Origin of the sequence: Rhodococcus sp. 14-2496-1d, from assembly GCF_002259365.1 — a bacterium.
Lineage (GTDB): Bacteria > Actinomycetota > Actinomycetes > Mycobacteriales > Mycobacteriaceae > Rhodococcoides.
Window position 1 is genome coordinate 54,087 of the sequence record NZ_NPFV01000008.1, and the last position, 22,038, is coordinate 76,124.

Sequence of the window (22,038 nt, forward strand, 5' to 3'; positions counted from 1 at the left end):
TCGATTTCGGCCTACTCGGTCCATCGATAGTCGAGGAACTTCCCGTCGAACGTCACCACGACCCGATCTCCGTCATCGTGCGGTCGTCGTTCGATGTTCATCGTGAAGTTGATGGCGCTCATGATGCCGTCGCCGAATTCCTCGGCGATCAGTTCTTTGAGCGCAGGGCCGTACACCTGCAGCGCCTCGTGGAATCGGTAGACCGTGGGGTCCGAGGAGATGTCCAGCGACCCACGATAGGGAGCCAGGGTCAGCTCGAACAACGAACCGTCGGGCATGCCCAGTTTTTCGGCAAGGAGGTCGGCCTGGGCGAGGCTGAGGGGATGCTGTCCGTAGAGTGCCGACACCGTCCATGCCACCGGCATGTCGATGGCCTCGGCCACAGCGGCCCAACTCAATCCGGCTCGAGCTCGTGCAAGCCGAATCTCGCCGATCAATGGCTTACCTGAAAAATCGGTCAACAGCTCTCTCCTTCGTGGCCGTACTGCAGGCGCACACCGAGTGCGCCCCGAGTTCACAGTCTCAGCTCGATGATCCTGCCTCGCAACATCTGGTATCGATCACGCGAGCGCGGTCCGATCGCAGATATGGTGGTTGTTTCCGCCACGGCACAACGAAAGTACTGACGACATGACCCAACTCGGTCTCGGCCTTGCCGCCCTCGGACGCCCCGAGTACCTGACGGTCGGGCACTCCGATGCCGTCGACGGGCGATTCGATCCGGCAGCCCTCGAGCAGCTGTGCCACGCAGTACTCGACGCCGCATGGGACAGCGGAATCAGACACTTCGACGTCGCGCGCTCCTACGGCTTTGCCGAGCGCTTCCTCGGCAGCTGGTTGTCGCGACACCCTTCTCGGCGAGACGAGCTGGTGATCGGCTCCAAATGGGGATACGCGTACGTCGCCGATTTCCAGCGGGGTGCGGAGGTGCACGAAGTGAAAGAGCACTCGGTTGCCCGCTTGGCCGAGCAGTGGCCGCAGACTCTGCGCGACCTGGGCGGTGCACCGGACCACTACCTGATCCACAGCGTCACCCCGGACAGTCCAGCCCTGAGCGACACTGCCCTGCTCGACGACCTACGTGCCATAGCCGAGAGTGGTACCCGAATCGGCATCAGCACCAGCGGGCCACATCAAGCCGACGTGGTGCATGCAGCGCTGGAGATCGGGGTGTTCAGCTCGGTGCAGTCGACGTGGAACCCCCTAGAGCCGTCCGTCGGCCCGGCGTTGGCACGAGCACACGAAGCCGGCTGGTTCGTCGTCGTCAAAGAGGCCATGGCCAACGGCCGACTGGTGGCCGAAGATTCTGCACTCGCCCGCGTCGCGGACTCCGCCGGAATCGGCCGCGACGCACTGGCGCTGGCACGTGCACTCGCCCAACCCTGGGCCGATGTCGTGCTCTCCGGCGCGGCCACAGCGGCACAACTCGAGCAGAATGTCGCTGCTCTGTCGATCGACCGCGAACTGATCGCAGCGAGCGATCCGGATCTTGCAGAATCGCCAGAGATGTACTGGGACAACCGCTCTCGACTGGACTGGACGTGATCGGTTCTGGCACGAGCTGATCGTCCGCTGAATACTCGGATCCACGCCGATGTTCGCGGAGGCCGTCTCTGCGACCGACCACCTCGGATCGGCTCCTCCGTTTCGGATACCCGACTCCGATCGGCGTCGGGTTCACAAGAACGGGGAGCTGATTCGTGGCAGCTGAATGGGTAGGGCGGATCGAACCGTCGAACGCTCGCTCACGGGTGCGATCACACCCGAGCTTGTCGAGCCGGTGTCGAGCAGCATTGCGGCGTTTGGGACGATTCGGGCATGACGACGAACCGGCAGACACCCTCCGAACATGGTGACAAGGAGCAGGATCGACCCGGACTCGATGACGTTGTCAGGGGGCGGCCGCCGGCGACGGAATTGGCGGCCAACGTCGTTCGCGGCGGCCTGATCGGTCTGGCGGAAACGGTTCCCGGGGTCTCCGGCGGCACGGTCGCCCTCGTCACCGGCATCTACACCAGGGCCATCGCGTCGGCGAAGCATCTGACGGACATCCCCAAGGCCGTGCTCACACGATCCGACGTGCGCGCCGAGATCCGTCAGGTCGATTGGTGGCTGCTCGTCACGGTCGGCGTCGGCATGCTGTTGATGGTGTTCTCGGTGGCGGGGATCATGGCGGATTTCGTCACGGATAAGCCCGTCTACTCCAAGGCACTGTTCATGGGCATGATCGCGATGTCGGTGGCGATCCCGTTCATGGAGATCAGTCGTGGAGCTTTCCCCACCATCAGGTCCCGACTGTCCGCCGTGGCTCTGTTCGCCGTTCTCGCTGTCGCGGTCGTCGTTCTCACGTCGCTACCCGGGGTCGAGGCGTCGAATCCGTCGTTGATTCTGGTGTTCTTCGCCGCGACGATCGCAATATGTGCGCTCGTGCTGCCAGGTGTATCGGGGTCGTTCTTTCTGCTGGTCATCGGCCTGTATGCGCCGACGCTCACGGCCGTCGACGAGCGGAACCTGACGTACCTGGCCGTGTTCGCCCTGGGTGCTCTGGTGGGGTTGGTCAGCTTCGTTCGAGTGCTCGAACGGTTGCTGGCGAACTACCACGATCTGGCGATGGTCGCCGCTGCCGGCCTGCTGCTGGGGTCGTTGCGTGCACTGTGGCCGTGGCAGGGCGAGAACAGAGAACTGCTGGCCGTCGGCAACGAATGGCCCGCCGCCGTGGGACTCTTCGCCGTCGGAGTTGCGGTCGTGGCTGTGGTCGCCATCGTTCAGCATCGACTGGCGACCACGCGTACGCCCTGACCGAAACGGTCGGCGTACCCGGCAATCCACTCCCCTCGTCGGAATCCGCACCTCCTGCGGGCGCCGTGAATTCCCACGAGGGGCGTATGTGCGCGCGAGCCGTCCGCACCGGCCCGCACAGACAAAAAACTCCGACCCCAGCAGCGGGATCGGAGCAGTGGAGCCTCCTAACGGGATTGAACCGTTGACCGCTCGCTTACAAGTATGTTGCGAGACAACCAAATACGTCCGCATGGAACCACCACAGAGGCTCTGACCTGTGTCAATCGTCCAAGCGGGACCATCCGAATCCACCGTCGTAGGTACCGACATGTGACACTCTCGTGACACTGAGACCTACTGGAGGTTGTTTGTCCTCGGCAGCCCGTGCAGTCGCTTCGCATTGTCGCTCTGATCAGTGGCCCATCCAAGGCTCCCGACCATGTAACCATCTCGACCGATTCTTTTCCTGATCGTGGAGAACAACCGCCGGCACATGACGCGGGGCCCAGCCGTTCAGAGGGTTCGGATCGTCGAAGAGCGCATTCGCGAACATGCCAGACGACGGAAAGAACGTGCCCTCGCGAGTCAGCCCACCCACGCTCAGCACCAAGACGTCAGATCTGGTGTCATCGTGCTGCTGCACGACTCGCTTCACCTCGGCCCGAAGGTCGGACCGTGTAAAGGAGTCGTGATACGCCAAGCCAATGTCGAATCCCAAGGTCGCCCGCAGGCTCGATCGGTAGTCCACAGGCAAGGCCGCCCAGGTACAGCCAACACTCCCGGCCGCGTTCTGATTTATTACAGTATTCGCCGGTATCGTGTCCGACGCTCGATGAAGTCGGCGGAGCACTTCGCCGGAGGGAGGGGACACTGATTTCAGGTGATCAATCATATGTTCAATCTCGTTACCGCGAGGCGGCAGCCGGTTTTCTCCATCCAAATTGAACCACACCGACACCATGGAACCTCGATGCTGACGAAGGCGTGGCTGCAAGCGTCCACAATCGCGAAAGAGGTGCTCCCGAAGCTGCTCGAAAAGCTTCCAACGCCCGACCGCATTCGGATACTTCGCCTTGGACGGGAGCATCAACTGTGCCGTCTCAACAGCGAATTCGCGCCCGCGAATGGACACCAAGCAGTCCGGTGGTTCGTTCCTGTGCGGCCCCGGACTGATTCGCTCAAAATTTGGTACCGATAGGTGATCGCGCACAAAAGCCGCGACGTCCTCGATTTCCTGTTCGGATTTGCTTCGACCTGCCGACCGCGCTTCAGGTAACTCCATCGCCACCATCACCACCGGCTCCTCAGTCGAATCCACAACACCCACAGCTCCGATTAGGTCGGTCAATCCAGGCGTCGACTGCCGTACGACCATGCCTGTCATCCGCATTCGTTGCTCGATCCGTATTGGAAATGCCGTGAACGAGTCCCCGTTGGTCATACGGAGAACATAGTTCAATCAAGCCGCTCAGTTAGTCTGTCCAGCGCACTTCTTCATTGTCCACTCACGCGGAAACAGGCTCATTCCTGTATAATTCCTCCGTGACGCCCCAACTTGTCCTATGTGTAAGTCCAGTTGAGCAAGCCGAACTCGCACACTGTTGCGATGTCGGGACTGCCCCGGCTCGGTCGCGTCGTGAAAACATCGGATCGTACCGGAGCGACCTGGCTCTGTCGGTATTGTCTGTTGAGCCACGGACAGGGCGACAAGCTGGAAGCCGTCGCCCGCGGACAAAGAGGAGCCCGTTCCGATGATCGCTGCAGCAGGCTTCAACGGCGTGGTCCGCTTCGACGGTCGATACGTCACCATCGAGCGAAGCGGGTTGATGGCCAGACTGTCGGTCGGGGTCGGAGAGAAGCGAATCGCTCTGTCTTCCATCCAAGCAATTCAATTCAAGAAGCCGACACCATTCGTCCTAGGGTACATCGAATTCACTATTCCAGGTGGCATCGAGGTGAATTCACGCTTCACATCGGCATCTCGACGAACGGCTGAAAGCGAGAACGCCGTAACCCTGGAGCGCAGGCACGTCCGCGACATGCTGGCATTACGCCAAGCGATAGACGACGCACTGGTAGCACCCACTCCATCTCCCCCTGCCACATCGAACCCAATTCCACCGCCTCCCCCGCACGTACCCGCGGGGTGGTACCCGGACCCCGATCGCAACGGAAGTCTCCGATACTGGGACGGACAGATGTGGACCACTCACACAGCCCCAGCGGGGTAGAGCAGAACCTATACACGACCGAATCGGTCCGGCCGAGGCCCTTACCTGTGTTTCATAAGTGCTGCATCTCGGGGCTTCGACGAAGAACGGCCCGGTCAGCTCACGCCAACGCCGGCTCGTGCCGCGTCGGCACAGCCACCACAGCCGTCGCCAGCGCCCGCGGAATTTCCACGCGGGTCTCTTCATCTCAGCAAACGACCGGGTGATGCTCCACAACTACCGATGGTCCTGGACGTCCTCCAGCGCCGAGTGGGATGCTGCGAATTGGGGTGCGCTTAGGCCAACACTGCAGGTCAGTCAGGTTGGCGTGGACGTCGATGGGCCAGGCGTCCGCGTGAGCGACCACTCTGGCCTTTACATAGACGGCTGGGGACGCATAAACCTGCGTGCCGATCTGGATGCGGGCGATAACTGGTCATGGAACCACCGGCGAACTCTTTCGATAGGATTTGAGCTCGTTATAACTATAGACGTGCCGATCATCCGGGGAATCAAATCGGCTCGGTCAACAATGACACTCCTGACAACCCTTCGTCGAATGCTGGCAATCTTTAGTGGATTCAGTGACTACAGTGCGGTGCGTACACGCTCATCGCGTCAAGAGCTCCAGTAGATCAACGCGGACCGCCATTGACGTGACAGGACCTCGCCCTTACGGGCGACGCCGATGACGTTGCGGCGGAACTCCGCGGGAAATGCTTTCAGCACGGGAACATCCTTCCATTGTGAGGAACGATCCTCGCAGATCAGATGTTAACCAAAGCCAGGGAAGCCCGGCACACTGCTCAGCGACTGTGCAGAACATTCAAAGCCAAGCAACTCGCGAAAAACGCATGCACCATCCCACCCCAGTTCCCCAACTTACCCAGCTGCTTGACAGCAGTCGACTACGATCAACCGATGAAGATATCCTCTCTCGTCAAACCGGCAAGAAGACCCCACGACATCGCGATAAGAGGTCGGGCTGTGTATTACTCGTATTCGTTCGACCTCGGCCCTGGTCTGAATATAGAAAAATTAGCCGATCAACTTCTTTTAAAGAACCTGGGCAAAAGCGCGGCATCACCAATCTCGGATGAAGTCAGATTCAGCAAGTCCCATATCGAGACGGAAATAATTTTACGTGATATTCAATCGATCAAGACCTTGCAACACGCACTCAAATCTGGAGACTTGTCTACACTTTCGACTTTTCGCCGATATTTTTGGCTATCTCTCAAGGTTGCATCTTCGGGATATTTTCAAAAGCTCAGATCAGGAAACGCAACCGAGGAAACGTCAAAGACAACAGGCGAAATTGAGGATTTGAGCGTTAAACTGGATAAATCGCAAGAGGAACTGCGCCTGAGTCAATCACGATCTGAGGCGTGGGCATCGATACGCAACCTCGCGGAACGTGATCGATACGCTCCACGCTATTTCGACAAGATCCCTTACATCCGGGTCGAGATGAGACAGGTCCCATACACGAGCTTTCTAGTCGGCCAAGACGTCATCGAAGTCTCACTACTGCTCCACACGTCCGGCGTCTGCATTCTCACTCTTGCGTCTGCCGTATCAACCGCCCTGGACCTTAAAGAAATGCGAAACTGCATGGTGAGCGATCTTAACCGAATCGACACCGTCAACATTGCTGCGCCAATTTACAACCACTATTGCAGCGCAAACGGAGTCCAACGGTCCAAATCGAATGATCTCATGCGCGAAGGTGTCGGCTGGATTGCCCTTAGCACCAGCGACACAGCCCAGCTGACTTTTCACTCGGTGTTCGAGATCTATCGCGATGCGATAAGATCGGTTTTTGGCAGTGGTGGGCGCAACGATTGGAGCTCCTACACCATGTTGTCGATAGGGGCACCGGTGTGTGCGTGCGAGGGCAAAGCCGCAAAGGACAGACATCGCCACGATTTAGCGCTGACTGCGCTCAGGGCGACGTCAGCTGTACCTCTAAACGCAGACACAGTGTCAGAATTACTCGCGAATAAACTGAAGGTCTCAGACCGGGAGCTTTGGGTATCTGCAGGTAGCGCAATCTATGCAAACTGGGCCGCGAATGAGCCGGACTATCGGGAAGACTTGATGCAACTCATTCCGATCGAATCAGCCGTTCGACAAATTCGCCAGCTGCAGCAGGTCGATCGCGAGACATCTACGGCCACGGTTCGTGACAAGAAACTGTTCGCCTCACAGGGAATGCTGGCAGTAGGCCTCCAAGAGTATCGAAGAAATCTATTGAACGGGCCGGATGACGAGAACATAATAAATGCAATACTTTCCTCAAATTCTGCTGACACTCTTTATGAAAGATTACTTGACCGCGTCAAAATTCTTGAGAGCATAGTTTCTACGCGCTACTCCAGAATGCAGACTCGACGCTCGATCGCAATCACATCGTCCGGTTTCCTCGTAGTAGTTATGTTTTTAATGCCTCGCATTAGCGAATCGATCCGAACGTTTGAAAGACAGAGTAAATGGTCAAAGGATTTGGTATCGCTTGCGTCGGACACACTAGGGGGACGTGGGCCCCTGGTGCTGTTTATATATTTCGGCGCACTCGCGCTTACAGCCTTTCTTCTCGTGGCATTCTCGATTCGGTGGAGGAGAAGCGGACACCGGCATCGCCAGTACGGGTTAAAGCTACCGCACAATAAGTCCGTCGATACAGTCGGAGACTAGTCTCATCACTGACAGACATTGCACCCGCTATCCAAGGAGCCGCCTTGAGCGACAACGACACTGACCCGCAGCCACTCAGAGGGACCTTCTGGTTGGCCAGCGATTCGTTAAACTCGGTACGCGCCAGCTTGCAATACCGCGACGGCACCGAAGCACTCTTGACCGTCGACGGGCAGATCACACCCGGCCGGTCCCAGCTTCGGCACACAACCGGCTCCAGCGCAACCACCATTCGCGCACCCCATCCTGATGATGCCGTCGCTGACTTTGAGCCGGTGACAGTTCACGGGACTCTAGAGGACGGAACCGCACTCACCCTCCTCGATACACGGATTATGTCGTCCCCGCTGTGGCCACCTCGGTCGCCCCAGCAACGCGCGACAGTACAAACGACTGTCCGCGGTGCGCATCTGACTGGTCCGGAACATCAATTTCACTCGATTCGCTTCTCAGTAGACATCCCTGGGGGTTGGGACCACCTGGCCGCTGACTCGTCAGGTAAATACGCTGTTGCTGAGGGTATTTCGTTCACCGTCATCGAAGACACCGCCGGGCGTCTGCTATTCGAGTACGTCTCAAGCTCGCCCCGATCATTGCTTGAGTTGAGAATGAGCGCTTCAAACGCGATTGCAGGCTTGGTGCAATTATGCACCCGACGTGAACCGCGTGTTTCCTCAATCTCCGTCTCAGCCGATGTAGACGGGCCGTTGCTAGCAGTCAAGCTGACCGAGGAACGCGACACTGAGTCCCGCCCAATGCGGACTTTTATACCTCTAGAGGCACTTACGGTAGAAGTATTGGTTCACTGGCTCAGCGTCTGGCAGAAAATCGGAAACTTGGGTGATGCCGTTATCGCTGGCCGAGATGATGTGGTTGAGGCCAATGTACTCGTTCTGTGTGCTGTAGCCGAAGGCCTGGACAACCGTCTTTTCGGCGACACCAACGAGCAGCTCGTTTTGACGGAGGGACAGCGAAAGACGATCCGCAGGTCGGCCCGGTCCGCAGGGCTTCGCGCGTTTGACGATCTAGGAACGCCTGCCGCTCGCGCGGACATCGAACGAAGCCTGACCGACAGCTTGGCGGGTTTCGGCAGAATGACCTTTTCTGACAGGATGAACCGTTTGGCGACAAAAGCTGCTACAACAGCTCCAGGGATAATCTCGGATTTTTCAGAGTCTGACATTGCGCCACATGAATCATGGCAGGACCTTGTAACTTTTGCGCGAAACACAATGGCCCATCAGATAAGCAGATTCGTGGGAAATCGACATCGTGATCGTCATTACAGGCTACTTATTTCGGTGTCAATGTCGTTGGATTGGGTCTTAAAAATTCTGCTGCTGAACGAATTCCGGGATACACCCCCTCATCGTTGAGAGGTCGGTAATTAGCGATGCTGAGTTCCAGTACTACCGAGCAAATATCCGTAGCACACTCAATTGCTGATTCAGGTGCACGCCTCGGTCGTACATCGTAAAATTTGTTGGTATCGATCGCAATCCACGCCAGGTCCACCGACTCCACCGCTCCTCACGCCGCGACGTTTAGCCATGCCTGACCCGATAGCTTCATCTCCCAATCAGATTCGTTGACAAATCCGAGAATTGTCACTGGAGCGGCCCGGTCTTGACTCTGCTGCAATCCTTTGTAAAGGAAACATTGTATGAGGGCGCGAGTCGGCAATGGGTCACCGCCTTCACTACACCGGAACATCGGCAGCGTTCGTGATCGGTTGCTCCTCCCGAGAAATCGTCGGTTGGCACGGTTCGACGGTCGAAGACACCACTATGATTACCACGCAGTGGTGATAGCACCATGCGACGAGATTACGGTGGAATCGAACTGGCTCAGGGCTCACTCATCACAGCGACGCTGGCAGTCCGTCGCGCAGTGCTGTTGTGCAACGAAGCCGTGCAGGGAACGGTCTTGTTGCGCTCACCGCAGTCAGTCCCGTTGGCGCGAGTGAGTTTGCGATGGAGGCCTGCTGATCGATCCGCAGCGGAAGTCGGGATTCACCTCAGCTACCTCAGGCGTGGCGACCTCCCCTGCGATCACGACCGGACGGTGCATTAGCTGACCGAAGGTGCGCGGCCGGGCGCTTCGATTTCGCTCACCAACAGTCGCAACCCAGAAATCACGACAGATCGGTACAAATGGGATCACAGACCAGCTGGTTGCTAGCGCAGCCGCGATCTGTTCGTTACGGTACCTAGTTACTGAGGGTAGCGAGATGCGGGAGGCGCAGGCAGATGCCAGGGGCATGGAAAGCAGCGGTTACCGGCGCGGGTTCGGGAGTGGGCCGTGAAGTGGCACTGCGGCTAGCGGGCCAGAACTGGTCACTTGCTCTCGCGGACAACAACTACGACGCACTCCTGGACACACAGTCTCGATGTGCCGCTACAACCGAGATCGCAAGCGCGGCCAATGTCGACGTCGCCGACCGGGCCGAGATCAACTCGTGGGCGGCATCTTCGCGCAATGCACTCGGCGGTATCGATGCTGTCTTCAATGTCGCAGGCGTTCTTTACAGCGGCGACGTCATCGATACTCCCCCAGCTGACTTCGATTTCGTGATGGCAACTAACTTCGAGAGTGTGGTGAATAGTTCTCGTGCCTTCCTGCCAGACATTCTGAACTCGCGCAGAGGTCGAATTGTAAACGTCTCATCTGCATTCGGGGTTGTGTCCGCACCAGGTTACTCGGCATACAACTCGTCCAAATTTGCCGTTCGAGGCTTCACCGAGGCGTTGAATCAGGAGTTGCGGCTGGCATCACGAACCGCCCGCGCGACATGTGTCATCCCCGGCGGGCTGAAGACATCGATCGCCAGAACAGCACGGTCGGCACCAAGCGTCGACCAGGGCCGCACTGCCGAGCTCTTCGACAGCCGTATAGCCCGAACCGCACCCGAAGACGCTGCTCGAAAGATCATCGCAGGAGCGTGGAAAGGCAAGCCGCAAGTGACAATCGGGCAGGACGCCCGACTCGTGGACATTACCGCACGCGTACTCGGCCCTCACTACACCAAGATTCTGCCTGCGGTCCAGGCATTGCGAAGGCACTGACAAGCCATCGAACACAGACAACCATCTAACTAGACCTGCGGGGGTCGGTCGACCATGTCGAACAGCTGGATTCTCATCGAGACGTTCGGAGACGCAGAGCCGTCCGTGATCGGAGTTGGGTCTTCACCCAAATCCTTCGTTCCTCCTCGTAACGTTCTCCGCAGCTCCGCCAGCCGGAAAGAGGCAGGGGCCGCGGTAGCGGAGGCACTTTCTGCGGAAGCCATGGTGGATCGGCTATCCAAAGACGGCAACAGGCGAGTACTGGCCGAACCATTGCGAACGTTTGCCGGCCGTACGCACGGTGCGTGGGTGTGGCTCGGTCAGCGCGACGAGACTCCACCACCACGAGACGCCGCCGGGGCGTGGCAGTTCAACCTCACCAAGAGCACGGCAAGTGGTAGCAACGACCTGCTCGATCTCTACCGCGTTCCGCAAGACGAGCGCGAGACCCAGCGTGCACTCGCGGGCGCGTTCACCCGACTTGTCACCAACCGTGACGAGAGCGAAGCAATGGCCAAGATCGTGCAGTCAGCGCCGGGCACCACTCACCAAGCGGTCTGGACAGTGAGGCGGGACGACGGTGAACTTCGGGCCGCGCACTTCTCGTGCCGGATGATTGCCGAAGACGGGGTTTCGGGCACCGAAGTCATCCTGAGGGGCATCACCCACGACATCGGCCCCGCAGGGGAAATCAATATCGCTCCCCCACCTACAATTCTTGAGCATCGCGTTCTGGAGGCTTCCACCAAGGAGGGCGAGTACCGCGCACTGGTCAACCTCAGAACGCTCAACCTGTTGCGCTGGTACAACTCTGACCCCGCACCGGATATCTGCTGGGAAAACCTTCCTGACGAACCGGTACCTGCAATTCATCCGGACGACGTACCAATTGCGAAGCAAATGTCGAACACACTCGCACGCGAACGCGCCAACGGCGTGCTTCGCTTCAGAACTATTGACAGAAATTGGAAGCCGATGACAATCGACGCGGTTTTAGTTTCACTCGATCAGCACACCACGGCCGCACTCGTCACTCTGACCGAATTGTGCGAGGAGTAAATAATCTCGCGGATTCCTATGGATCCACAGAGACCTTTGCGGACTCAGGGAGATGGAATCCCTTAGGACCTGACTGCGTTTTATAGTTGCGTAGTTTTACAAGGACTCTGCGCGTGTCGTGCGGGCTTCGCGAGTTCGACTCCATGCAGCTGCGACCGTTTGAGGCGTTACCCCATACGTACCGGCAAACGACTCGATGCGCTCCTCGCTCTCGGGCTTGCGCCCCCGTTCGATGTCGGCGAGAACAGTGGTCGACAACCCGAGCAGCTGCGCCGCGTCGCCCTGGGACAGCGCGGCGTGCACCCTGAGGTCGGACAATTTCAGCTGAGACTCCGGGATCGGAACCAGCGCCGCGACCGACGTGTGCAGTGCGTTCGCAATTCGGCCAAGCGTCGCAGGCGGAGGCGTTGAGCGCCCCGTCTCCCATGTCGATACCGCCTGCCTGGTCGCGCCGACTTTAGCCGCGAGGTCGTCGGCACTGAACCCCGCGCGCACCCGTAGCTCGCGCAACCGGTCGGCGCGAAATCCACGAACTCCGCTTCGCGGCACTGTCCCCAACTCCCTGTCGATCTTGCAAGACAGTCCCATTTTCCTCGATCGGCGACGACCGCGTTCTATTGTGCGTTTTATCGTTGCGCACTATTGTTGCAATCATGCTTCAGTCATATCTGAGTTCCGCGCCGCTGAACCAATTGCGCGGTGTACCGAACCTGTTCTACAGTCCTGATGCGCGCCCAAAAGGGATTCCTCGGTGCTTGTCTATCTCGGCACTGCTTGTAGCGCGGGACATCAGGTCGGTCTGTTCACAGAATCCGTCCGATCATTCCTGTCGGGAGTTCCACATGTTCGCGTCGCTCGCCCTTGCCGCATCACAGTTGCCGTCGACGGCTGAGACCAGCAATTACCAACGTCGAAGCTCAGCGTTGGGCCACCACAGACGAGGTGCGACGGCAGCTGCACTCACCCGACATCGCTGCTTTCGCCGAGGTTACGGGGGCGAATCAAAGTGAGTGCCGCACGGGATGCGATGGTGCCAAATGTTCTCTCACAGAAACAGTTCTGCGCGTCAATCGTCGTAAATCGGACACACGGCGACTTGTTTGCATGCTCGCTCGACCACGTGCATTCCGGTCGCCACCAATACATCGGTGACGACGGAGCCCTGCTAGCCGAATGGGGTCCATCCACATCGTGCAATGAGCGGTCCATGCCAACCCGCAAGCCGTAGACCTGCCAGTTCGGACTGCAACCCGACTCGAGTGGGATTTCGCTGATAGTCCCACTCGTGAGCTACAGGCCCCCCGACGCCCTGCAGCTCGACCGATGGACCGGCGCGAGGGTCGCGCAGCGAGCGCATCTCATCATGTTCAGCGCTGGGCGGCCCCGCCGGGACATCACCCCTCGAAGTCACACCCATTCGCACAGAAAGGATTCCGATACCCGATGTGGATTTTCCAGCAGCCTTGGTTCTGGCCGGTGGTCTTCGGCTGGCTCTGAGGCCCCAGCACGTGATGGGTGCGTGTGACTGGCCCACAACCTATGGATCGCACGCACCCATCCACTTCTCAACCCTCTCGCCACCTATAACCAATTGTCGCCAGAACGGTTGCTTCGCAATCGCATTCACCAGCAGGGCCCGATCACCGGGTCGCACCAGAAAGGGATCGACACCAATGCCAGCATCACAGGGCACCGGACACCACCGCTCATCCAAGAAGCGAGGGCGGGTGATGAAATCGCTGCCCGCCGTGGCCGCGGTGACGATCGCCGGCCTGACCATGCAGGCCGCTCCCGCGCAGGCTGCACCATCTCAGCCGGGAGTGACCAGTCCTCGAGGATCACAACCGGGGGTCACGAGCACACCCCAGACGGCACCGGCCACCCCGCCGCCGCTAGCTCCGAAACCGCGCCAGTACTTGGACGGCTACCAGCCATCACCACAGGTGCAGCAAACCCCGTCGCGTAGCTACGACGACTACCTGGCCGGTAACCAGCAGTCCTCGAACTACCAGAACACTTACTACCAAGCCCCCGCTCAGCAGGCTGCCCCGAGCGAAGCACCCCCGGCGCTGCAGGCGACTCCGCCGCCACCGCCGCCGGTCCCGACGGTGCAGCGCAAGGTCATCGCCCCGATCGAGGCCCCGCCCGGAACCTTCATCGCCGGCGGCACGTTGGTGCCGGTCGATACCAACATCGTCGACCAGAACCTGCTCACACGTACCAACAACACGTTGCAGGCGATACAAGCCGATGGCGGAAACTGGCTCGTCAACAACGGATTCGCCGACGCGCCCCGCGCCGACCGGATCGCAGCGGGTACCGCGACCGGTGTCATCACCGGCGGCGCTGTCGGCCTCGCGGCATCGGTGGTCCCGGCCGCAGTGATCACCGGCACCGCTGCTGCCATAGGCGGCGGACTCGGCGTCGCCGCCACCACCGGCACCGGCGCAATCGTCTGGGGCGGCCCGGTCGGATGGGTCTTCATCCCAGGAGCAGCCGCCCTCGCAGGAGCGGGCGTGGGCGCGGCCCTGTCGGCACCGATCGTGTTGGGCCTGGCCGGCACGGGCGCTGTGATCGGCGGCGTCCTCGGAGCCACCGTTCTCGGCGGCGAGCAGCAGATCATCGAAGAGCCGGCCCCCGCCCCTGTGGTGGTTCCCCCGGCTGCCGACAGCGCCCCGACGATCCCGCCGGCCGCGACAGTCGATCTCCCCGGCCCCATCGGGCAGGTTCGCGACACTCTCGCGGCCGACCCGAACGGCCGCCAGCTTCTCGCGGCGGCCGACACAGCCGTTCAGAACGCGGCTCCGATCGTCGACAAAGCCGTCAGCGATGCGTCGGTGTGGACCGCACCGGCGGCCTCGGCAGTGCAGGGCTTCACCTCGAAGGCCCTCGAACAGCCGCAGGTGGCTCAGACCTTCGAGACGGTGCAGTCGGCTGCAGCTCCTCTGGTCGAACAGGCCACTGCCGCTTTCGGCGGCCTGCAGGCGGCGTTCGCGCCCGCCTGATTCGCCCTACAGCCAGCTAGTTGGACCAGCCAGGAAGGACTTTCCCAGATGATGCGCCGTTCGACGACATCTCCGATTGCCAGTGCCACCGGCCCCGCCCGATCAGGGGTGCCGTCGAGCTCGCCCCGTGTGCCGCGATCGCGCCGACGCGCGGTCGCGGCCGTCGGGGCTGTTGTGTGCGTGGCTGTCGCCGCCGCTGCGTTGTTCAGCGGTGGCGACTCGGAGCCGGACACGACAGCCACCGACACGATTGCAACGTCTTCCTCGGTCGCGCCGACAACCGTTGCGGCCGGGCCGGATTGCTCGATGCCGGCCGGTGATCAGGACAGCGGACCCGGGGTCATCGCGGCGTTCGAGCACGCCTACTACGTCCAGCGTTCGGGTGCGGCCGCGCACGCTCTGGTCTCACCGAATGCCCCGGCGAGTGCCCCGTTCAACGTCGAAGCCAACCTCGACGCAGGTATCGCCACCGTCCCGGCCGGCACCACCTACTGCCTCGACATCGACCCGCTACGCACCGGTTCCTACACCCTCACCCTGACCGAGAGTGGCCCGAACGGGCCTGGGACGCAGTACCGCCAGCGGATCACCACCGATCAGGTCGACGGTCGCTACGTCATCGCCGCCATCGAGCAAGCGTGATCACCCACCGCCGCCACAGCGCGAGATCGCCGCAGCACCGCGGCGAACAGCCACCACGAAAGGAACGCCAGGACATGAGCGATGCAGCGAGCGAATGGGCCGAGGCCGCCACCGCAGTACGACAGGCACGCGAGACCCTCGAGGCGTCGACCGCGAGCGAGATCCGCGCCTGGGCCGAAAAATCGGGGCTGACCGACTGGTCGATGTGGCAGAAGATCAAACGAGAGCTCTACAAGCAGCTCGACCTCGACTACGACGGATTGCGTGCCAACGAAGCCGAGCAGGTCACCGACGCGGTCGCCTCTGCGGCGTCGGCCGCACCACTGGTCGAGCTCTACGCCGCAGGCGATGAGCGCGGGAGCTTCGCAGTGGTCGGAGATGGTGACGAAACAGCCTGGTACGGAACATTTCACGCCAAGGACGCGGTGTTCCGGCAGGGCGATCAGACCTCGGCCGACGACTCGGCGGCCGGCAAGGCAGCCTTTCTCGCCGGCAAGCTACGCGAAGAGCTCGACGCCCCTGCGATCCGGCTGATACTGCATATCTCCAACCCGCACCTCGACGGCGCGCGGCTCGCAGCTCTCGCAGCGCGTTACGGAGTGCACCTCGAGCGCCTCGAGATCGACGACGACAATCCGGCCACCGTGTGGTGCGAGGTTCCCGGGCACCGTCCGTGGCAGGCCATCCGGCTCTCCGATCTGCTCGTCGACGATCAAGCGGAGGTCGGCTGATGGCCGAACAGCACCCGCGCCCGGACGTCGATAACCCCGTCGCGGGGTACGAAGCCGAGGACACCGTCAACCTCCGCGCTCAGCGTCTTCGCCGACCCGAATCCGAACCGGACGAACAGCCTGCAGAAGAGCCGGCCGACGACACCGCACCGGACCCGTACGGGGTCGGGCAGGACGCACTGGCAGCGGTCGAGACACCCGATGTCGACCCCACAGCGTTCTACCGAGCGCGACTGTTCGACCGCCAGGAGGAAGACCCGACCGCCGAGCCGGCCGAAGCAGGCCTGCGGGGACGGCTCAATGCCGCCTTGGGAACTCACCTGAGGCCCAAGCCTGCATCTGCCGAAGTCAGACTGCGTCAGTCGATTCGCGTTGTGCAGCAGCCTCTTCCCGGGTGCTCGGTGGTCTCTGTCATCAACCCCAAGGGCGGGGCGGGCAAAACTCCGACATCGGTCATGCTCGGTTCGACGTTCGGTAAGCACCGTGGCCACGGGGTGACGGTCTTCGACGCCAGCGAATCGCTCGGCAGTCTCGGCGATCGCGCCGCCCGCACCACCGATCCGGAGCTCACGGTGTGGGACCTGCTCGATCATGCACACGAGCTGGCGTCCTCGTCGGCGGTGTCGGGGTCGCTCACTGCGTTCCTGCGGCGTCAGCCGACGATGGAAGACATTCTCGCTGCGGACAATTCGGCCGACCGTGAGCGCAACTTGGGGTGGGACGAATGCGCCGCGGTGATGGCGGTGTTGCGCCGACACCGGGACCTGATCGTCATCGACACCGCCGCAAATCCCTTGGCCGAGAGCTGGCAGTGGGCCGTGCAGCATTCCGATGCCCTGGTCGTTCCGCTCCCGCTGCGCCTCGACATCGCCCGGCAGGTCTATCAGATGCTCGAGGGCATCATCGCCCGTGGCTACGGGCACCTGTTGGCGTCGACGATCGTCGTGACCTGTGCAACACCGGATTCCAACCCGCAGTTGGCGTCGGCGGTCTTCGAGGATCTGCGCAATCTCGGTGTCCAGGAAAGCAATTTCATTCAGGCCCCGTACGAATCAGCGCTCGCCCGCGGTGACCGGATCGTCTACAAGGACCTCCCGCCCGCCACGATCGAGGCCTACACCAACGTCACCGCCCTGGTCGCCGACAACGTCGCCGCGGCACGAGCCGGCGCGGCCTATCAGTTCACCGATCCGTACTCCCCGCAATCGGTGTACCGCCAGCCCGACAGCGCACCACCCCCACAGCTTTCGCAGTGGGAGCGGCGCAGCCGCGACCGTCGCGGAGCCTGACCCGTCCCCACCCCCGCTGAACGCACACGAGGAGAAACACGATGACCGGCCAGAGAACGCACACCACCCCGCGGCGACGACGACGCCGGACACTGTCGGCGCTGACCGTCGTCGTCTCCGCGGTGGTCCTGGCCGCGGGCACCGTCCCCGCATACGCTGCCCCGGCTGCGACGGCGGCGACCTCGTGCGCGAAGTACGTCGCGATCATGACCCCCGGTACGTGGGAGACCAACGCCGCGGCGAATCCGACCACCCCGGTAGGGATGCTCGCCACTGTCGGCAACGCACTGAAGCAGAAGTACGGCAACGACATCGAGGTCTACTACCCGGCGTACGCGGCCTCGGCGTTCGACAAAGGGCGCACCTACGCCGACAGCAAGGAAACCGGCAAGAGCGCCATCAACAACATCCTGACCTCGGCGTGCGCGACGTCGAAGTTCCTGCTCTCGGGCTACTCCCAGGGCGCGGACGCCGCCGGCGACATCGCCGCCGAGATCGGCAACGGACGCGGCGTCGTTCCCGCGGCCCGGATTCTCGGTGTCGGTCTGGTCGCCGATCCGCACCAGGGCACCGCGGGCGGCACCGTCGTCGGGCCGAAGGTCGACGGCCAGGGCATCGGCGGGGTCCGGCCCGAAGGCTTCGGCTCTCTCGCCCCGGTGGTCAAGCAGCTCTGCAATCCCACGGACCTGTACTGCTCGACGAACGCCGGCAAGGACGGTCTGCTCGCTGGTCTGGGCAAGGTGCTGGCGAACAAGCCCGTCGACCCGGCCACCACCGGCGGACAGACCGGATCCGGATCAAGCGCAGCAGCGTCGAGTACCGCAGTGCCGTCGACGTCCGCGCAGGGCGGCGTCACCGGTGCCGGGACACAGCCCGGGACGACACCGACGCAGTCGGGAGGGGTCAGCGATTTCTCGTCGTCGCTGGTCTCGGACTTCTCCCGCGTCGATCTGGCCGGTGCCGCGAACACCGCATCGACTCTCGGTGAGCGGGTGGCCACCCTGCCCGACTCGGTGGGAACCAACCGCACGCAGTCTCAGGTCGCCAGCGTCGGGGCCTCGGCGACATCGCTGCTCAACACCCTCGAACCGGTCGCCGACGTGCAGTCGGTGATCGCCGCGAACCCCGGCATCCGTTCGACTCTCGACACCGCACCGGAAGGATCGCCGGAGGCGAAGACGTCCACGGTGCTCGACGCACTCGATCAGATCGACATTCCCGCAGTCCTGAGCACCGCGACCTCGATCGCCGACACCGCCTCGTCGGTGCTGGGCGGCACCGGCACCACCGCCGGCCTGACCGATACGGCCGCAACGCTCACCGGGCAGGTCGCACCGTTGCAGTCCGTGTCCCCGGATGCGCTGACCTCGGCAACGCAGGTGCTCTCGTTGCTCAAGCCGAAGACGGTGGTCAACCAGGTCGTCAACGTCGCGACCGGCTTCACGAGCCTGGACTACCAAGGCATCGTCGACAACCTGATCGCGTTGCCGCAGAAGGTCGCCGCTCTCGACGTCGCGGGATCGCACAAGATCGCCGGAGACCTGAACAACCAGTTCGCGCCGATCGTGAAAATGGCTGCGGGAGTGGACCTGCACACGCTCGCGGCGTTGGTGGCGATGATCCCCGACCCCAGCGGATCGGCGCAGATCGCCTCCCTGGTGCTGAGCTTGCTCGGCAACGTCGACGTGATCCGCCTGGCCAACGATGTCGGCGCGATTCAGGAAGTCGCGTGGAAGATCCTCGAAACCGGCAACCTCGCGGCCGCCGCCGAGCTGCTGCCCATCGGGCTCGACCTCGCCTCGGTCGCGGTCGGAGTGCTCACCGGATCCTCCAAGACGAGCGCCGACCAGCTCGGCGCGCAGACTCAGGTCACCGGACAGTCCGCAGCGATCGGTCGACAGGCCTCCAGCGGCGATTTCGCCGGTCTGGCAGGCAGTCTCGTCTCACTGGCCTCGTCACCGGGTGCAGGGGACGCGGCCGAGCTGGTCGGTGCGGGTATCGACGCGGCGACGTTCTTCGCCTCCGGTGCGCACCAGTCCTACGGCGACTTCACGGTCGACTCCACCGGCCGCAGCGCCCTGCAATGGCTCATCGACTTCTTCACCCAGAAGGTCGGGGGCTGACCAGCCGCCGAGCAGGCTCTGCAGCCGGGCGGGCATGACGCAGAGCAGCCGAAAACTAGAGCACCACAACCGAACTACGCGTACCACCACAGGTGTCCGGGCGGGCACTGATCATTCTTTCGATTCGTGAGGACATGCACCGATGGCAGCATCACAGCAGGGCAGCAAGGGCAGTGCCGGCGCACTGAGCCTGTTGCTGATCTTCGCCGTCGCCGCGATCGGCATGTTCGGTGTCCTCTCGGGCGATCGCACACCGCCGGTCGACGAAGGCACGTGCCTGCCGGCCGGCGCGGCCGTGGTGGCCCCGCACTCGGGAACAGTGGTGATGCCGCTGCGTGAAGGCACGTATCAGGCGACGAGCGGTTTCGGTGCCCGCACCAATCCGGTGACCGGCGAGCCCGAGGGACACCAGGGCCAGGACTATTCAGCCCCGATCGGTACCCCGATCTACGCGGCCACCGACGGCACGGTCGTCAAGGCCGAACACGCCAGCGGGTTCGGCAACTGGATCATCATCGACACCACCGTCGACGGACAGTCGCTCTCGACGGTCTACGGCCACATGAACGACGACGGCGTCGGGGTGACCGCGGGCCAGACCGTCAAGGCCGGTGACCCGATCGGGGCCGTCGGCAACGCCGGTCAATCCACCGGGCCGCACCTGCATTTCGAGGTCTGGCCCGGCACGCGCCTCGCATCCGGATCGAGCCCGGTCGATCCCGTTGCCTGGCTCGCCGCCGCCGGTGCCACCGCACCGACCGCCACCGCGGACGTTCTCGCGGCGGGACCGGCCGGCCCCTCCGCCGTGACCCCGACCGCCGGTGCCGCGGCGCAGGGCGTATCGAGTCGATCGGTCAAACTTGCCGCCGCGATCAAACCCGGTTGCGGTGTCCCGGCCGGATCGACCGGACTGCGACCGGGGTCGGTGCCGGCGGACTTCGAGCCGTGGATCGTCAAGGCCGGCACCGTGTGCCCCGAGGTCACCGCCCCGGTCGTCGCCGCGCAGCTCGAACAAGAGGGCGGCTTCGACGTCAACGCCCACAACGCAAGCTCCGGCGCGGACGGGCCGGCGCAGTTCATGCCGGCCACGTGGGCGGCGAAAGGCGTCGACGGCGACGGAGACGGCCGCAAGGACACCCGGAGCATCGCCGATGCGGTGATGAGCCAAGCCGCCTACGACTGCGAGCTGGCGGGCATCGCCAAGGACTCGCTCGCCGCCGGCAAGGTCAGCGGCGACCTGACCGAGCTGTATCTGTCGATGTACAACTGCGGTCCCGGTGCGACCCTCTCGCAGGGCCGGGTGTGCCAGAACGCCGAAACCCTCGACTACGTCGCGAAGATTCCCCGCCGCGCAGCAGAGGCGTTCTCCGTCGCCGTCCCCCAGGCCACACCGGGCATCGTCCCCGGTGGCCCGTTCGGTCAGAACGTCGTCGCGGCCGCGATGCGCTGGCTCGGCACCACCTACGCCTGGGGCGGAGGCGACCGCAACGGCCCCACACGCGGGGTCAGCGACGGCGGCGGCCGTGCGGACATGATCGGCGACTTCGACAAGGTCGGTTTCGACTGCTCCGGACTGGTCCTCTACGCCGTCGCGCAAGCCTCCGGCGGCGCGATCGTGCTCCCCCACCAGGACTCGGCGCAGATCGCCGACAGCCGCGGCCGCGTGATCGCCACCCCCGGTGAGCTCGCTCCCGGCGACATCATCCAACCCCACTCGGGCCACATCTTCATCTGGCTCGGCGGAAACAAGGTCGTCGAGGCACCGCAGTCCGGCGACGTGGTGAAGGTATCGGATTGGACCCCGCCCGCGAGCGGCCTGACAGCACGGAGATTCGGATGAGAACCACCCGCACCGCGTTCGCCGTAATCCTCATCACTGCAACGGTTGTCACCGCGTGCGGTGGCCAGGAGACCGGCGGCGCCGATGCCCCGTCGATCCCGGCGCAGCAGTGGACCCCGGGTACGCCCCCGCCGAGCGGCAGCGATCCCACCCGGACCCCGCCGCCGGCCGCGACTGCGCTGCCCGACCTCGCGGCAGGGGTGGACCGGCAGGATCCGGACTCGGTGGCCACCGCGGCGTTGACGGTCTGGTTCACCTGGAACACCGCCGTCGACACCGGACCCAACGACGCCGCCGCCCGCACCGCACCGCTGCTCACCTCCGAGTACGCACGTGAGATCACCTCCACCACAGCGCAATCGAGCCCCGGTGCGCAGTGGCTGGACTGGGCCGCAGGCGGCGCGGTCCTGACCCCCGACCTCGTCGCCGACGACGAACCCGTTCCCCCGCAGACCGATTCAACGGCCTACCGGTCCTACCGCGTCACCCAAACCATCGACGGTGCACCGGTGAGCGAGAGGGTCGTCGCGATGATCCTGCGGCGCGGGTCCGGCGGCTGGGAGGTGAGCCGCATTCAAGACAAATAGCCCCGCCTC

17 protein-coding genes are annotated in these 22,038 nt (G+C 62.7%); 14 read left to right on the forward strand and 3 right to left on the reverse strand.

Translation table 11 applies throughout. The annotated features are described in order from the left end of the window. Positions 1–11: 11 nt before the first annotated feature. Positions 12–464, reverse strand: a complete 453-nt coding sequence (gene cynS, locus CH296_RS05095; RefSeq protein ID WP_371828373.1) for a cyanase — start codon at positions 462–464, stop codon at positions 12–14. A gap of 166 nt (positions 465–630) precedes the next feature. Between cynS and CH296_RS05100 the strand changes: the two genes are divergently transcribed. Continuing rightward, positions 631–1,545: an aldo/keto reductase gene (locus CH296_RS05100; protein ID WP_094684181.1), complete on the forward strand. Its 915-nt coding sequence runs from the start codon at positions 631–633 to the stop codon at positions 1,543–1,545. Positions 1,546–1,818: 273 nt separating this feature from the next. Further along, positions 1,819–2,799, forward strand: coding sequence for a DUF368 domain-containing protein (locus CH296_RS05105; RefSeq protein ID WP_094684182.1), 981 nt, complete (start codon positions 1,819–1,821; stop codon positions 2,797–2,799). Between the two features lie 394 nt (positions 2,800–3,193). On the opposite strand, the gene CH296_RS05110 is transcribed toward CH296_RS05105, so the two are convergent. Continuing rightward, the gene (locus tag CH296_RS05110; RefSeq protein ID WP_037154200.1) at positions 3,194–4,222 is read right to left on the reverse strand and encodes a hypothetical protein; all 1,029 of its coding nucleotides are present in this window, start codon (positions 4,220–4,222) and stop codon (positions 3,194–3,196) included. A gap of 310 nt (positions 4,223–4,532) precedes the next feature. Between CH296_RS05110 and CH296_RS29850 the strand changes: the two genes are divergently transcribed. The 5 genes from CH296_RS29850 to CH296_RS05130 all read left to right on the forward strand — a co-directional run bounded on the left by CH296_RS29850 (position 4,533) and on the right by CH296_RS05130 (position 11,812). Continuing rightward, positions 4,533–5,012 carry a DUF2510 domain-containing protein gene (locus CH296_RS29850; protein WP_094684183.1) on the forward strand — a complete coding sequence of 160 codons (480 nt, stop codon included), beginning with the start codon at positions 4,533–4,535 and terminating at the stop codon, positions 5,010–5,012. Positions 5,013–5,912: 900 nt separating this feature from the next. After that, positions 5,913–7,688: a hypothetical protein gene (locus CH296_RS05120; RefSeq protein ID WP_141217138.1), complete on the forward strand. Its 1,776-nt coding sequence runs from the start codon at positions 5,913–5,915 to the stop codon at positions 7,686–7,688. Positions 7,689–7,732: 44 nt separating this feature from the next. Beyond that, positions 7,733–9,064, forward strand: coding sequence for a hypothetical protein (locus CH296_RS28525; RefSeq protein ID WP_143546321.1), 1,332 nt, complete (start codon positions 7,733–7,735; stop codon positions 9,062–9,064). Between the two features lie 873 nt (positions 9,065–9,937). Next, the gene (locus CH296_RS05125) at positions 9,938–10,753 is read left to right on the forward strand and encodes an SDR family oxidoreductase (protein ID WP_094628099.1); all 816 of its coding nucleotides are present in this window, start codon (positions 9,938–9,940) and stop codon (positions 10,751–10,753) included. Between the two features lie 54 nt (positions 10,754–10,807). After that, positions 10,808–11,812 (forward strand): GAF domain-containing protein, encoded by a 1,005-nt coding sequence (locus tag CH296_RS05130; protein ID WP_037154209.1) that lies wholly within the window; start codon positions 10,808–10,810, stop codon positions 11,810–11,812. A 96-nt stretch (positions 11,813–11,908) separates the two neighbouring features. On the opposite strand, the gene CH296_RS05135 is transcribed toward CH296_RS05130, so the two are convergent. Next, a complete protein-coding gene (locus CH296_RS05135) occupies positions 11,909–12,400 on the reverse strand; it encodes a helix-turn-helix transcriptional regulator (protein WP_052058720.1) in 492 nt (163 codons plus the stop codon). Positions 12,401–13,485: 1,085 nt separating this feature from the next. Between CH296_RS05135 and CH296_RS05140 the strand changes: the two genes are divergently transcribed. The 7 genes from CH296_RS05140 (at position 13,486) to CH296_RS05170 (ending at position 22,029) form a co-directional block, all read left to right on the forward strand. Continuing rightward, on the forward strand, positions 13,486–14,817 hold the full coding sequence (locus CH296_RS05140) for a hypothetical protein (RefSeq protein ID WP_256980339.1): 1,332 nt from the start codon (positions 13,486–13,488) through the stop codon (positions 14,815–14,817). Positions 14,818–14,865: 48 nt separating this feature from the next. Continuing rightward, the gene (locus CH296_RS05145) at positions 14,866–15,459 is read left to right on the forward strand and encodes a hypothetical protein (protein WP_256980340.1); all 594 of its coding nucleotides are present in this window, start codon (positions 14,866–14,868) and stop codon (positions 15,457–15,459) included. A gap of 74 nt (positions 15,460–15,533) precedes the next feature. Next, positions 15,534–16,190 (forward strand): hypothetical protein, encoded by a 657-nt coding sequence (locus CH296_RS05150; protein ID WP_094684221.1) that lies wholly within the window; start codon positions 15,534–15,536, stop codon positions 16,188–16,190. Then, positions 16,190–17,479 carry a ParA family protein gene (locus CH296_RS05155; RefSeq protein WP_094684186.1) on the forward strand — a complete coding sequence of 430 codons (1,290 nt, stop codon included), beginning with the start codon at positions 16,190–16,192 and terminating at the stop codon, positions 17,477–17,479. The genes CH296_RS05150 and CH296_RS05155 overlap by 1 nt, the downstream gene beginning before the upstream one ends. A 41-nt stretch (positions 17,480–17,520) precedes the next feature. Further along, positions 17,521–19,602, forward strand: a complete 2,082-nt coding sequence (locus CH296_RS05160; RefSeq protein ID WP_094684187.1) for a cutinase family protein — start codon at positions 17,521–17,523, stop codon at positions 19,600–19,602. A 142-nt stretch (positions 19,603–19,744) separates the two neighbouring features. Continuing rightward, on the forward strand, positions 19,745–21,442 hold the full coding sequence (locus tag CH296_RS05165; protein ID WP_037154222.1) for a peptidoglycan DD-metalloendopeptidase family protein: 1,698 nt from the start codon (positions 19,745–19,747) through the stop codon (positions 21,440–21,442). Next, positions 21,439–22,029 carry a hypothetical protein gene (locus CH296_RS05170; protein WP_037154224.1) on the forward strand — a complete coding sequence of 197 codons (591 nt, stop codon included), beginning with the start codon at positions 21,439–21,441 and terminating at the stop codon, positions 22,027–22,029. The genes CH296_RS05165 and CH296_RS05170 overlap by 4 nt, the downstream gene beginning before the upstream one ends. Positions 22,030–22,038: the final 9 nt, after the last annotated feature.